This is a genomic window from Streptomyces viridifaciens (assembly GCF_001888885.2).
Taxonomy (GTDB): domain Bacteria; phylum Actinomycetota; class Actinomycetes; order Streptomycetales; family Streptomycetaceae; genus Kitasatospora; species Kitasatospora aureofaciens.
Genome location: NZ_CP090841.1, coordinates 6611742 through 6624663, shown reverse-complemented (window position 1 = coordinate 6624663; position 12922 = coordinate 6611742). Strand labels below are relative to the sequence as shown.

10 protein-coding genes are annotated in these 12922 nt (G+C 72.8%); 2 read left to right on the top strand and 8 right to left on the bottom strand.

Features of this window, described 5'->3' with window-relative positions; genetic code table 11:
- Positions 1–8: 8 nt before the first annotated feature.
- From BOQ63_RS36790 to BOQ63_RS36770, 5 genes are all read right to left on the bottom strand, one after another.
- Complete coding sequence (locus BOQ63_RS36790; RefSeq protein WP_078867030.1) at positions 9–2192, bottom strand: iron-containing redox enzyme family protein; 2184 nt, start codon at positions 2190–2192, stop codon at positions 9–11.
- A gap of 146 nt (positions 2193–2338) precedes the next feature.
- Entirely contained in the window at positions 2339–3283 is a 945-nt protein-coding gene (locus tag BOQ63_RS36785; RefSeq protein ID WP_030279085.1) for a beta-ketoacyl-[acyl-carrier-protein] synthase family protein, read from the bottom strand.
- Positions 3280–4158 carry an isocitrate lyase/PEP mutase family protein gene (locus BOQ63_RS36780; RefSeq protein WP_072655718.1) on the bottom strand — a complete coding sequence of 293 codons (879 nt, stop codon included), beginning with the start codon at positions 4156–4158 and terminating at the stop codon, positions 3280–3282. The genes BOQ63_RS36785 and BOQ63_RS36780 overlap by 4 nt, the downstream gene beginning before the upstream one ends.
- A gap of 90 nt (positions 4159–4248) precedes the next feature.
- Positions 4249–5034: a thioesterase II family protein gene (locus BOQ63_RS36775; protein ID WP_072655717.1), complete on the bottom strand. Its 786-nt coding sequence runs from the start codon at positions 5032–5034 to the stop codon at positions 4249–4251.
- A 47-nt stretch (positions 5035–5081) separates the two neighbouring features.
- On the bottom strand, positions 5082–5279 hold the full coding sequence (locus BOQ63_RS36770) for a hypothetical protein (protein ID WP_072655716.1): 198 nt from the start codon (positions 5277–5279) through the stop codon (positions 5082–5084).
- Between the two features lie 271 nt (positions 5280–5550).
- Between BOQ63_RS36770 and BOQ63_RS36765 the strand changes: the two genes are divergently transcribed.
- Complete coding sequence (locus BOQ63_RS36765) at positions 5551–6405, top strand: helix-turn-helix transcriptional regulator (protein ID WP_050366958.1); 855 nt, start codon at positions 5551–5553, stop codon at positions 6403–6405.
- Positions 6406–6487: 82 nt separating this feature from the next.
- Here the strand turns inward: BOQ63_RS36765 and BOQ63_RS36760 are convergent, their stop codons facing one another.
- From BOQ63_RS36760 to BOQ63_RS36750, 3 genes are all read right to left on the bottom strand, one after another.
- Complete coding sequence (locus tag BOQ63_RS36760; RefSeq protein WP_030279096.1) at positions 6488–7375, bottom strand: DMT family transporter; 888 nt, start codon at positions 7373–7375, stop codon at positions 6488–6490.
- A 219-nt stretch (positions 7376–7594) separates the two neighbouring features.
- Complete coding sequence (locus BOQ63_RS36755; protein ID WP_079183915.1) at positions 7595–10378, bottom strand: SpoIIE family protein phosphatase; 2784 nt, start codon at positions 10376–10378, stop codon at positions 7595–7597.
- 137 nt (positions 10379–10515) lie between these two features.
- Positions 10516–11088 carry a YceI family protein gene (locus BOQ63_RS36750; protein ID WP_030557407.1) on the bottom strand — a complete coding sequence of 191 codons (573 nt, stop codon included), beginning with the start codon at positions 11086–11088 and terminating at the stop codon, positions 10516–10518.
- Between the two features lie 431 nt (positions 11089–11519).
- On the opposite strand from BOQ63_RS36750, the gene BOQ63_RS36745 reads away from it, so the two are divergent.
- Complete coding sequence (locus tag BOQ63_RS36745; RefSeq protein WP_150476264.1) at positions 11520–12881, top strand: ricin-type beta-trefoil lectin domain protein; 1362 nt, start codon at positions 11520–11522, stop codon at positions 12879–12881.
- Positions 12882–12922 lie beyond the last annotated feature (41 nt).

Sequence of the window (12922 nt, the reverse complement as noted above, 5' to 3'; positions counted from 1 at the left end):
CAGGCTCCTCAGATGACCAGGTCGTCGGCGGTGTCGGCCTCGGTGGCCAGCGAGTTGACCAGCTGGTGCTCCACGAACCAGGCGAAGGAGGCGTAGCCGCGCCAGATCCGGCGCCACTCGCGCCGCACGGCCGCCTCGCCCGCCTCCCGGCGCACCCCGTCCAGGTGGGAGACGATGATCTCGGCGGACTGGCGGGCGTGGCCGGCCGAGAAGTTGTCGATCGACAGGTGCGCTTCCTCGTAGGCGGTGTCCAGGTTGTGGCGGCGCAGCTTCTGCACCTCGTGCAGGCGCATCTCGCCGAGCCCGAACATCTCGATCCCGAGGTTGTAGCCGAGGATCTCGCTGTGCAGCCGGTCCGGGAACAGCGCCAGGCAGATCTGGTGGATCGAGAACCGGTAGAGCTCGTCCGGCAGTTCGCCCTGGTCCAGGAACTCCGCCGAGCGGATGTGCGGCAGCCGGACGTCCATGCTGGCCAGCACCTGGCGGATCAGCGTGATGTGGTTCTTGGCGAGCTCGCCGCGGCCCATCTCGTCGGCGTAGATCGAGAACAGCATCGCGTCGCTCTGCCGGTGGTAGCGGCCGTGGTTGCCGATCCGGTAGGCCCAGGTGCCGTCGATCAGGCTGCCGAGGGCGAGGGTCTTCTGGTGGAAGATCACCTCGTCGCGGTCCGGCACCTCCTGGAGTGCGCGGTACGGGCCGACCAGCTTGTCCCAGTAGATCCGGTCCACCCGCTCCAGCAGCGCCTCGGCGGTGTAGTCGAACCAGCTGGCGTCGGTGTACCGGCCGCCGGCGCCGTGGCGGAAGAGCAGTTCGGCCCGTTCCAGGCCCTCTTCGGCGGTCCGCGCGGCCAGCGGCAGGGTGTTGGGGAACTGCTCGATGTTGACCAGCCGGTGGAAGAACTCGCGGTCGTCGGCCGGGGACGCCTCGGCGAACCGCACGTCCGGCGGGGCGGTGGCGAGCACGGCCCGCTGCCAGTGCGCGGCCTGCTCGTCGCCGCTGGTGTCGGGCCGCAGCGGAGCACCGGCCGGCTCGCCGGCGGCGACCGACTCGGCCCACTCCTTGAAGACCGCGGCCTCGGCCTCGTCGAAGATGCCGAACATCGGGCCGCCGAACTTGACCGCCCGGGTGAACGGGCAGCCGCCGCTCCGCAGCGGGCGCAGCTGGCGGGAGGCGCGGAACTCGGCCATGAAGGCGTCGAGGTCGAACTGCGGGTCGGCGAAGGTCTCGGAGAGCAGCTTGCCGCCGATCTTGACGTTCTTGTGCTGGCGTCCGGCGAACGGGCGGTGCCGCTCGACGATCTCGGCGGCCCGCGCGTCCACCGACAACCCGGCCCGGTGGGAGACCAGTTCGGCCAGCAGGGCGAGCTGCTCGCGCTCGATCCGCACCACCAGCCGGACCGCCGCGGCCAGTCGCCGCCGGTCCTGCGCCCCGGTGTCCGACCGTTCGGTCAGCTCCAGGTACTCGGCGAGCAGCTCGTCGACCGCGAGCGTCGGCTCGGTGCCGTTCAGCAGGTCGTCCAGGCCGAGCGCGTGGAAGGCGTACTGGACGCCGACCACCTCCGGCAGGAAGGCGGCGGGCAGCCGGGACAGGGCCAGCAGGAAGGCGCCGTGCAGGGCGGCCAACGGGCGGGCCCGGGCCCGGACGAGGAAATCCGCCTCCTCCGGCTGCGGCAGCAGCACCCCGGCGTCCTCCAGCGCGCGGCGGCGCCGCTGCGGCACGGAGTGCTGCGGGCGGCCCCCGCCCTTGAGCGCGAAGTACTGGGCGTAGAGCCGGTTCACCACCAGGGCGGGCTGGGTGGCGGGCTGCGAGACGGTGTCCAGCCAGCAGCCGGCCAGCAGCGCGACCGGGGCCCGGCCGCGCAGCGCGACGGCCCGGTCGGCGGGCGTGGCGGTCAACCGGGCCGCCGTCGGGGCGAGCTCCGCCCGGGCGCCGGCCACCAGGGCGGTGAGCGCGTCCGCGGTGACCGGCCCGGCGCCGGGGTCCTCCGCGGCGAGGAAGGCGGCCAGCACCCGGCGGGCCACCAGCAGGGTGGTCTGGGACTCCTGGTCGGCGAGCAGCCGGTGGTAGGTCACGGCCGGGCCGGCGGCCAGCACCGCTTCGGCCTCGGCCTGCGCGGTGGGGCTGAACTCGAAGTCGCCAACGGGCAGCGAGGTGGTCAGGTCGTCGAGGTCGTGGGTCTGGTGGGCGTACACGGGCACTCCATCGGACGGTGGCGTGGCAGGGCGCGCCGGGGCGACCCACGGACGGCGGGCAGCGCGGCGGGAGGGGTTCTGGGGAGGGCGGGCGCGACGGGCGGCCCGGGCGGGGCCGGGCCGGCGGCGGATCGGCCGGTGGGGTGTCAGCCGCCGTCGCGCTGGAGCAGGACGGCGACCCGCGAGCCCGGCACGCTGACCGCGGCCAGGTAGTGGCCGCCGTCGCGCAGCAGTCCGGCGCGTTCCTGGTCGGCCAGGTTGATCAGCGGGTCCGCGGCGAAGCAGTGCCCGATCCGGGTGATGTTCGCGGTGTACAGCTGGCGGGCGGTGAAGCCGGCCTGGCGCTCCTTCATGGTGACCAGCGGCAGGAACAGGTTGGCGTGCAGAAGTCCGTCCACCTGGTCGAGCGCCAGGTCGAGCGGCGCCAGCAGGCGCCCGTTGGCCTCCCGGGCCAGGTCGGCGCTGATCTCGTGCGACCAGTCCAGCGCGGCCGCCTCCTGGGCGCCGGCGGTGGACCGGATCCGGTAGTGGGCGCCGAGCCCGGTCCCGGCCCCGGCCGTGTCCCCGACCGTGGTGCCGGCCGAGACCAGGCAGCTCGCCGCCCCGTCGCTGAAGAGCGCGAAGCTCTCCATCCGCTCCTTCTCGTCCTCGATCCGGTCCGTGGTGACGACCAGGATCCGGCGGTGCCGGCCGGCCGCCACCAGCGCGTGCGCGGTGTCGAGGGCGACCAGCAGGTTGGTGCAGCGGTTCAGGGTGATCCCGAGGAACGCCGCGCGCTCGAGGCCGGTCCCGGTCAGGATCCGCTCCACGAACCGGCCGTGGGTGCGCGGCCCGCCCGGGAACCGGGTGGAGCACAGGATCAGCGCGTCCACCTCGGCCGGGTCCACCCCCGCCGCCCGCAGCGTGGCCGTGCCGCTGTCGATCGCCAGCTCCGCCAGGCCGCGGCCGGTGCGGCGCACCGACCCCCAGCCCCAGAGCGCGGCCCTGGGCACCATCTTCAGCTCGGCGGCCCGTTCGGCCAGGCACTCGACCTCGGTGTGGTCCAACTCCTCCTCTCCCAGGACGTACCGCGGGGCCTGCAGGACACTCATGACGTCTCTTCCTTCGGGGGTCGATGGATGTCGGAGAGCTTGGTGAAGATCTCGTTGGCCCTGGCGTACGGCAGCGCCCGCGCCGCGAACCCGAAGGTCCCGGTGGTGCGCACCTCCTCGGCCGCGGCCAGCAGCCCGCCCAGCGCGGCGCGGACCAGGGCGGATCCCAGGCTGATCCGCCGCACGCCGAGCTCGGCCAGCTGCGCGACCGACAGGCTCAGGCCGCCGGCTGCGGCCAGCACGTTGACCGGGCGGTCCAGCTCGGCGCAGACCGTGCGCACCGCGTCGGCGTCCGGCAGGCCCGGGGCGTAGAGCACGTCCGCGCCGGCCTCCTGGTAGGCCTGCAGCCGCGCGACCGTGTCCTTCAGGTCCGGGCGGCCGTAGAGGAAGTTCTCCGCCCGCGCCGTGACCGTGAAGGGGAAGTCGAGCGAGCGCGCGGCGTCGACCGCCGCCCGGACCCGGTCCGCGGCCGCCGTCTGATCCAGCACCGGCGCCTGCGGGTCCCCGGTGGCGTCCTCGATCGAACCGCCCACCAGGCCAGCCCGGGCGGCCAGCCGGATGGTCTCGGCGACGTCCTCGGGGCTCGGCCCGTAGCCGCTCTCCAGGTCCGCGGTGACCGGCAGCGGTGTGGCGGCCACGATGTCCGCGGCATTGGCCAGGGCCTCGGTCCGGCTCACCCGGTTGTCGCCGTCGGGGCGGCCCAGTGAGAAGGCCAGGCCGGCGCTGGTGGTCGCGAGCGCCGGGAAGCCGAGGCCGGCCAGCAGTTTGGCGGATCCGGCGTCCCAGGGATTCGGAATCACGAAGGCGGTGGACCGCTCGTGGAGTTCCCGGAATACCCGGGCGCGGTGGTACTGGTCTGCGGCTGCGGACTGCATCGCAGGCTCCTCTCTGTTGTGACGCGAGTTGCGGGGGTTTCCCCGGCTGCGGTTCCGGACGGGTTGCCACCCGTGGTTCCGGCGGCACAACTAGATAAGTTCGACGTGTTCCTCCCGCGCGCTCGGCGCGCTGGAATCCGCACGAATGAGTGAGCGCAGCAGATCGACCGCGGGCGCCGGGTCGGGGCCGAAGTAGAAGTGGCCGCCGTCGGCCCAGTGGTAGCGCAGCGGCAGCACGGACTCGTGCTCCCAGTGGCGCAGTTCGGCCGGCCCCACGTGCGGGTCCTCGCGGCCGTTGACCAGCGAGATGCCGATCGGCAGCGGCTCGTCCGGCTGGTAGCGGTAGCCGGAGACCAGGTGGAAGTCGGCCCGCAGGCCCGGCAGCAGCAGGTCCTGCAGTTCGGGCTCGGCGAGCACCTCGGGCGGCAGGCCGCCGAAGAAGGCGACCGCCTCGGTGAACTCCTGGCCGCGCAGCTTGGCCGTCTGCCGTACGCGCTCGCTCGGCAGCAACCGCGGGGCGGCGCAGCCGGACGCCACCAGGTGCCTCAGCAAGGGGTGTTCGCGCAGTCGGCGGGCCGTCTCGAAGGCGAGCACGGCTCCGAAGCTGTGGCCGAAGAGCAGGAACGGACGGTCCGCGGCGGCCGCGACGGCCCGGGCGGCGCCCTCGGCCAGCTCGGCGATGCCGGCCGGGCTCAGCTCGTCCAGTCGCAGGCCGCGCCCGGGGGCGCAGACGCCGACCAGTTCGGCATCGGCCTCCAGGTGCTGCTGCCAGCTCAGGAACGAACGGGCGTTGCCGCCGGCGTGCGGGAAGCAGTAGGCCAGGTACGGGGCCCGGCTGCTGGTGGGGCGGGAAACGAACCACGGTGAGTCGGACATGGCAGACGGCTGCTCTCTTCGGATCTGGCGGCGGTGGGCCGGGAGGGTCAGGCGGTGGGCGCCGGGGTGGGGGTGGAGGTGACGGTTCCGCCGACCGGGCCGTTGTTCCAGCCCACGTCGGCGCGGTTCTGCACCGCGGCCGCGGCGGTGCCGTGCAGCAGCGAGGTACCGGCGAGCACACCGGCCACCGGGGCCAGCAGGAGGACGAGCGGGGCGATGATCCGGACGGAGGCGTACTGGCGCATGGCAGACCTCTTTCGTGAAAGCTTTGATCGGGGAAGGTTTTCCGGGCAGAGCTGATTGAGCGTCAATTCCGGAATTCGGCGCGTTGCGTCGGAGCATCTGATGGATGCTCAGTTTCTTTGCAGAATCGTCGAGTTCGGGTGCCGTGGCGGGTTTCCCTCTGTCCTTCGGGGAGTTCCGCCGCCCGCACAACCAACCTTCCCCTGGCTGGGTTCACGGCTCCAGACCTAGGATGGTTCGGGTCGTCGCATTGCAGTTAACCGAGGGGTCTATATGCGAGCAGGATCGGACAAATCGGACGCGCAGGGCAACGCCGGGGGGGCGCTGGTGCCCGAGGTGACAGCACAGGGCCGGAACCTCAGCGACAACCTGGTCGAGGCCGCCCTGAAGCTCGCGCTCGCCCAGTTGGCCAAGCAGCAGACCGAGGAGAAGGAGAGCCCGGCGGCGGTGGCCGGGGAGCCCGGCACGCCGGGGGTGGTGCACCTGCACGGGCTGCCGGAGATCAACCGGACCATCCAGACCGCCCTGGAGGACGCCGAGCGGGAGATCCTCACCGCCCAGCCGGACGGCCCCAGGCCCGGCGCGGTGCTCGACGAGGCGCTGGAGTCGGTGCGCCGTCAGATCGCCGGCGGGGTGGCCATGCGCACCCTCTACCAGCACACCACGCGGTTCGACGAGGCCACCAAGAACTACGTCCGCATGGTGACCGACCACGGCGTCCAGGTGCGCACCCTGGCCGAGTTCTTCGACCGGCTGATCGTGATCGACCGCAGCACCGCGTTCATCTCCGCCAACGACGACCGCACGGTGGCCTCGATGATCACCGAGCCGTCCGTGGTGCGCTTCCTCAGCGACGTCTTCGAGCGCTCCTGGGACCGCGCCGAGCCGTTCCCGTTCGTCCCCATCCACGCCGCCCAGGCCGCACCCGAGGTGGTGCCGGCGATCCGCGAGTCGATCCGGCGGCTACTGGTGGAGGGACACTCGGACAAGGTGATCGCCCGCCGGCTGGGCATCAGCGAGCGCTCGCTGCAGGCGCACGTCGCCGCCATCAAGGACGGCCTGGGCGCCAAGAACCGGCTGCACCTGGGCTACCTGCTGGGCCGCAGCGAGACCACCCTGGTGCTGTAGCGCCGCCCCGCGCTCCGGCACGGGACGGACCTGCCCTGCGCCGCGCGGGAGCCCCACCCCGCGCGACCGGTGTGCGGCATCGTCAACGGCGCCGGGAGACCGCCACACCGCCCAGGCAGAGCACGCCGCCGAGCAGCGTCAGCCAGCCGGGCACCTCGCCGAGGACGGCCCAGGACATCAGGACCACCAGGGCCGGCACCGCGTACGTGGTGGCGCCCATCTTGCCCGCGGTCGTGCGGGAGAGCGCGTAGGCCCAGGTGGTGAAGGCCAGCGCGGTCGGGAACAGGCCGAGGTAGACCATGTCCAGGACGGCCCGCAGTGGCGCGTGCCCGACCTGGTCCACCAGCTGCGGGCTGAACGGCAGGCAGGCCACCGCGCCGACCAGGCAGCCGAACGCGGTCGTCTGCAGCGGCGAGGCGTGCCGCAGGGCGGGCTTCTGGCTCACCACGCCCGAGGCGTAGGCCGCCGCCGCCAGCACGCACAGCACGATGCCGAGGACCGAACTGCCACCGCCCCCGGACGTCGAGGCGCCGACCACGATCGCGCCGGCGAACGAGACGGCCATGCCCGCCAGCAGGCTGCGCGGGAAGCCCTCCTTGAGCAGCCAGCCGCCGAGCAGCGCGATCAGCACCGGGCCGATGTTGACCACCATCGCGGCGGTGCCCGCGTCGACCTTCTCCTCACCCCAGTTGAGCGCGACCATGTAGAGCCCGAACCAGAGCACCCCGGAGGTCAGGATCCCGGGCCAGGCGGCGCGCGGCGGCAGCCCCTCGCCGCGCACCAGCAACAGGGCCAGCAGCGCCAGCGCGCCGGTCAGCAGCCGGCCCAGCGCCAGCGCTCCCGGGCCGAACGCGCCGCCCGCGTCCCGGATCGCGACGAAGGCGGAGGCCCAGAGCACCACCGTGGTCGAGGCGGCCGCGACCACCTTGACGTCGAACTTCACCGTTGTTTGGGTCGTCGTGATATCCATGGCGCCAAGCTAGCGTGGTTTGGACCTGCCGAACGGGCGTCAGAGGGCTCCGAAACCCGCAAATTGTGGGACTGGCCAGCACGTTCGCCACCCGTACACGGGATCGAGTCACCCGCCCCTGGGCTCACTCGGGTCTCCCGGGGCGATCCGCCGCGAGGTGTGCAACGCCCGTTCCGGCACCGGCAGGGGCGCGGCGGGAGCAACTCCCCGCACCCGGGGTCACAACAGCATCGCCTCGAACTGGTATTCCGGTGCGGTCAGTGGTTGCTCCGCCCAGATGACCTTGCCGCGTGCCGTGTACCTGGTTCCCCATCGTTCGGCCAGCTGGGCCACCAGGAACAGGCCCCGTCCGCCCTCGTCCGTGGTGTCCGCGTAGCGCAGGTGCGGCGCGGTGCTGCTGCCGTCGGAGACCTCGCAGACCAGGCTGGTGTCGCGCAGCATCCGGACGCGGATGGGCCCGGTGCCGTAGCGGATGGCGTTGGTGACCAGTTCGCTGAGGATCAGCTCGGTGGTGAAGGTCAGTTCCTCCAGGTCCCAGGCGGTGAGCTGGTCGTTGCACGCGTTGCGGATGAGGGAGACGGCGGCGAAGTCGTCGGGTACGTCCCAGGTGGCCACCTGGTCGGGCGCGAGCAGTTGCGTGCGTGCGACGAGGAGTGCGATGTCGTCGCTCGGACGGGGCGGGGCGAGCGCGTCGAACACGGCCCGGCAGAGGTCCTCCGGGGAGGCGTCCGCGTGGGCGTTCGCCAGGGAACGGCGCAGCGTGGCGAGTCCGTTCTCCAGGTCGCGGTCGCGACTGGTGACGAGTCCGTCGGTGTAGAGGACCAGGACGGCGCCGGGTGCCAGCTGGAGTTCGGTGGTTTCGAAGGGCAGGCCGCCCACGCCGAGGGGTGGCCCGGCGGGCAGGTCGACGAATTCCACGCTGCCGTCGACGTGCACCAGTGTGGGCGGTGGGTGACCCGCCCGCGCCATGGTGCAGTGCCCGGAGACCGGGTCGTAGATCGCGTACAGGCAGGTGGCGCCCGTGACCGTCAGCTCGCCCTCGCCCTCGTCCTGGCCCTCGACGTCGCCTTCTCCCGCCTCGCCCTGGTCGAGCCGGGCGACCAGTTCGTCGAGACGGGCGAGCAACTCGTCCGGGGGCAGGTCGAGGGTGGCGAAGTTGAGGACGGCTGTGCGCAGTCGGCCCATGGTGGCGGCGGCGTGCAGGCCGTGACCGACGACGTCGCCGACGACCAGCGCCACCCGGAAGCCGGGCAGCGGGATGACGTCGAACCAGTCGCCGCCGACCCTGTGCAGTGCCGGCAGGTAGCGGTAGGCCGCCTCCAGGGCGCTCTGCTCGGGCAGTCCTCGGGGCAGCAGGCTGCGCTGCAGTGCCTCGGCCATCCGGCGCTCGCGGGTGTAGCGGCGGGCGTTGTCGACGCAGATCACCGCGCGGGCGATCAGCTCCTCGGCGAAGGCGACGTCCTCCGGCCCGAACGGCTCCGACTGCCCCGCGCGCCAGAAGCTGACCGTGCCCAGGGCCCGCCCGCGCGCTTTCAACGGCGTGGAGATCAGCGAGTGGACCCCGTACGCCAGGATCCGGTCGGCGGTCTGCGGGTCGCGTGCCCGCCAGGCGTGCGCCTGACACAGGTCGGCCACCAGCGCGGCACGCCCGCTCCCCAGGGCAGTGGCCTCCGGCGTGCCGGGCTGCGGGCTGATCTGCGAGCCCACCGGGTAGAACGGCCGGTCCTCGCGGATGCCGGCGGCGGCCACCCGGCGGATCCGCGGGCCTCCGGCGTCGCCCGTGCCGGGGAGCGGCTCGTCACCGCGCAGCACCGCCTCGGCCAGCTCGACGGTGGCGAAGTCCGCGAACCGGGGAACCGCCACATCCACCAGTTCCTGGGTGGTCCGCACGATGTCCAGGGTGGTGCCGACCCGCAGCCCGGCGTCGTAGAGCAGCTGCAGCCGGCCCCGGGCCGCCTCGGCCTGCCCGGCCAGTGCCCGCAGCTCGGTGGTGTCCCGGATCGTCGCGACGCTGCCGGGCCCGCCGCCGAACGGCTCCGTTGGGCGGATGTTGACGGCGAGCAGCCGGTCCCCGGCCGGATGCACCTCGTCGGTGGCGGCCTGCCCGGACGCCAGCAGCTCCGCCAGCCCCGGATCGAGTCCGAGCTCGGCGATCGGCCTCCCCTCCACCTCGGGCGGCAGCTTCAGCAGCCGCCGGGCCTCGTCGTTCGCCAGCAGCGCCCGCCCGTCCCCGCCGACGATCAGCACGCCCTCGCGGACCGCGTGCAGCACCGCGTCGTGCTGCTCGTACATCCGCGTCATCTCGGCCGGGCCCAGCCCGTGGGTCTGGCGGCGCAGCCGCCGCCGCACCAGCACTGCCCCGCCGGTGCCCACGGCGAGCGCGGCGGCCGCGCCGCCGAACAGGACCGGCAGCTGACTGCTCACCGCGCTGCTCGCGTGCGCGACGGTGTAGCCGACCTGGACTATGCCGGCGGCCGAGCCGTCCGGCCTGGTGACCGGCGCGCTGCTTTCCACGACCCGTCCGAGGGGCGCGGTGAAGCTGACGGTGATCGGTCCCTTGAGGGCCTGCTGGTACGGGCCGATGAGGTGCTTCCCGATCAGCTCGGGCTGCGCGGTCTGCGCGTATCGCGTCCCGTCGGGGCCGGCGATCACGACGTAGTCGAAGCCGCCCTTCTTCATGATGTCCAGAGCCAGCGGCTGCAGCACCGCGGTCGGGTGGGAGCTGTCCAGAGCGTCCACCACCGTGGGGACCTGCGCCATGGTGACGGCCGCGGCGCGCGTGCGGTGCGCGGCGTCACTCGTGGCGTAGCCGCGGGCCTGCAGGACGAGCGCCGTCAGCCCGGCGCCGACCAGCAGCACCACTACGACCAGTAGCCACAGGAACACCTGCCCGGCGACACTGCGCACCCCCGGGCTCGAGGTTGACCGCCCGCTGGCGTACCGGTGTTCCCCCGGTCCGCCAGGGTCCGTGCCCCCGGTGGCGTGGCTGTCCGCTCTGTGCATGCAGGCCGTCCCCGTATCGGGTCTCTCCTCCACGCTGCCACCCAGTCCGGGGGTGCGCACACCCGAAGCCGGCGGAGGGCCGGACGGACCGCCGAACAGGCTGGTGGCTCTTCGGCCTGTGTTCTCCCCGTTGCGGGTCAGCCTGCCGTCGCGGCGGGCTCCAGGACCGCCTCGACGTCGACCGTGACGTCGACCATGTCGCTTACGACGACACCGCCCCGGTCGACCACATCGTTCCAACTCACGCCGAAGTCGTGGCGGTTGATGCGTGACCTGGCGACGAATCCGGCCCGGCGCCGTGGACCGAGATCCCGGTCGCCCTCCCACCAGGGGGTGTCCCACTGTCCCAGGTACGTCACATCGAACGTCACGGAGCGTGTCACTCCGCGAATGGTGAGTTCACCCGTCACCTCGAAGTCGTTCGCGCTCACCTGGCGGATGCGGGACCCGGTGAACGTCCAGGTCGGAAAGCGCTCGACGTCGAAGAAGTCGGCGCTGCGCAGGTGGGTGTCGCGGTCGGGCTGCCCGGTGTAGACCTGCGTCGCGTCGATCGTCGCCTCCACCTGGGCCTTCTCCGGGTCGTCCGGGTCGATCTCCAGGAAACCGTGCACGTTCTTGAACTGTCCGCGCACGTACGTGACCATCATGTGTCTGGCGCTGAACTCCGCCGCAGTGTGACCTGGCTCGAAGAACCATCTCGCCGTTGCCATGGCAACTCCTCGGCACGCTTGCCTCTCCGAACAGTGCCGGGACCGGCGGACGCGTGCGGTGGGTCCGACCCGGGGATCACCCCTTCCGTGCCCAGTCTCACACCGATCCCGGCCTCGCTCATGTCGGCGCCCCTGCTGCGGGCCGACCCGGGTGACCGGTCAGGCGAGGGTCCGGCAGGGCCCGCCAACCCTTGGCGGCGGGGTGGCAACGAGAACAGCCGGGGTCTTCACGAGTTGATGACACCGAGTACCCTTCCATCCTCTTGACGCTTTGACAGGTACAGGAGTTGAATGCGCCTCAGCTCAGCACACGATGGGACGACTCCAGAGCCCGTCCGGCAGATCCGCCGGACCGAAGCCCCCGCTCCGCGGACCCGGCCCCCACCCCACCTCGCGGGCCGGATCCGCGCCCCTTCCGTTGGGAGCCGCAGATGACCCGTGACCCCGCGCGCCGCCGCACCGGCCGACGCGCTCGCCAGCTCACCCGGCCCGGCCGCCGACTCGCGGTCCTGGCCACCCTCGGCATGCTCGTCGCGCTGATCGGCCAGGCGCCCGCCACCGCCACCGCCGCCACCACCGCGGCGACCGCCCCGGTAGCCGCCGCCGGGCCGCCACCGGGGTGGACGACCGTGTTCAGCGACGACTTCTCCGGCCCCGCAGGCGCACGACCGTCCGGCGCGAACTGGACCTACGACACCGGCCCGGGCTCGAACTTCGGGACCGGCGAGATCGAGACCATGACCGACTCGACCGCCAACGTCCACCTCGACGGCAACGGCCACCTGGACATCACCGCCCTCGGCAGCGGCGGCTCCTGGACCTCGGGCCGGATCCGGACGCCGAGCGCGGTCGCCGGCGCGCCGGCCGGCGGCAAGCTGGAGGTCACCGCCTCGATCATGCAGCCCGCCCCCGCCGGCGGGCTGGGGTACTGGCCCGCGTTCTGGATGCTGGGCCCGGGGCAGTGGCCCGAGAACGGCGAGATCGACATCATGGAGGACGTCAACGCCCGCTCGCAGGTGGCCGGTACCGTCCACTGCGGCACCTCTCCCGGCGGCGTGTGCAACGAGGGCAACGGGATCGGCAGCGGCCTGCGCGCCTGCCCGGGCTGCCAGAGCGGCTACCACGACTACGCGATGGTCCTGGACCGCACCAACACCGCCGCCGAGTCGATCACCTGGTACCTCGACGGCGCAGCGTACTTCACCGTGACGGAGAGCCAGGTCGGCACCGCCGTCTGGCAGCAGGCCTTCGACCACCCGCTGTCCGTCATCCTCGACCTGGCCATCGGCGGCGGCTTCCCCAACGGCGTCTGCGGGTGCACCACCCCGACGGCCGCCACCACCTCCGGGGCCACGATGAGCGTCGCCTCCGTCGCGGCGTACACCACCACCGGCGGCGGCAGCGGTGGCGGTTCGGCGATCACCGGCTACGGCGGCCTCTGCCTGGACGACCGCGCCGCCTCCACCGCCGACTACAACCCGGTGCAGATCTACACCTGCAACGGCACACCCGCCCAGCAGTGGACGGTCGTCCAGGCCGGCAGCACGCTGCACGTGCTGGGCAAGTGCCTGGACGTGTACGCGGCCGGCACCGCGAACGGCACAGCGGTGGACCTCTACACCTGCAACAACACCGGCTCCCAGGTCTGGATCCCGCGCTCCGACGGCTCGCTGTACAACCCGCAGTCCGGCAAGTGCCTGGACGACCCCGGGTGGTCCACCACCGCGGGCACCCAGGTGCAGATCTGGGACTGCACCGGCGGCGCCAACCAGAAGTGGGCACTGCCCGCCTGAGACGGCGTCGCGACGGTCGGCGGCCCCCTCGGGGCAGCGCC

Coding starts and splice junctions, on each gene's coding strand:
- BOQ63_RS36785 (WP_030279085.1), bottom strand. CDS start 3,283: ATGAGTGTCCTGCAGGCCCCGCGGTACGTCCTGGGAGAGGAGGAGTTG.
- BOQ63_RS36780 (WP_072655718.1), bottom strand. CDS start 4,158: ATGCAGTCCGCAGCCGCAGACCAGTACCACCGCGCCCGGGTATTCCGG.
- BOQ63_RS36775 (WP_072655717.1), bottom strand. CDS start 5,034: ATGTCCGACTCACCGTGGTTCGTTTCCCGCCCCACCAGCAGCCGGGCC.
- BOQ63_RS36770 (WP_072655716.1), bottom strand. CDS start 5,279: ATGCGCCAGTACGCCTCCGTCCGGATCATCGCCCCGCTCGTCCTCCTG.
- BOQ63_RS36765 (WP_050366958.1), top strand. CDS start 5,551: ATGCGAGCAGGATCGGACAAATCGGACGCGCAGGGCAACGCCGGGGGG.
- BOQ63_RS36760 (WP_030279096.1), bottom strand. CDS start 7,375: ATGGATATCACGACGACCCAAACAACGGTGAAGTTCGACGTCAAGGTG.
- BOQ63_RS36755 (WP_079183915.1), bottom strand. CDS start 10,378: ATGCACAGAGCGGACAGCCACGCCACCGGGGGCACGGACCCTGGCGGA.
- BOQ63_RS36750 (WP_030557407.1), bottom strand. CDS start 11,088: ATGGCAACGGCGAGATGGTTCTTCGAGCCAGGTCACACTGCGGCGGAG.
- BOQ63_RS36745 (WP_150476264.1), top strand. CDS start 11,520: ATGACCCGTGACCCCGCGCGCCGCCGCACCGGCCGACGCGCTCGCCAG.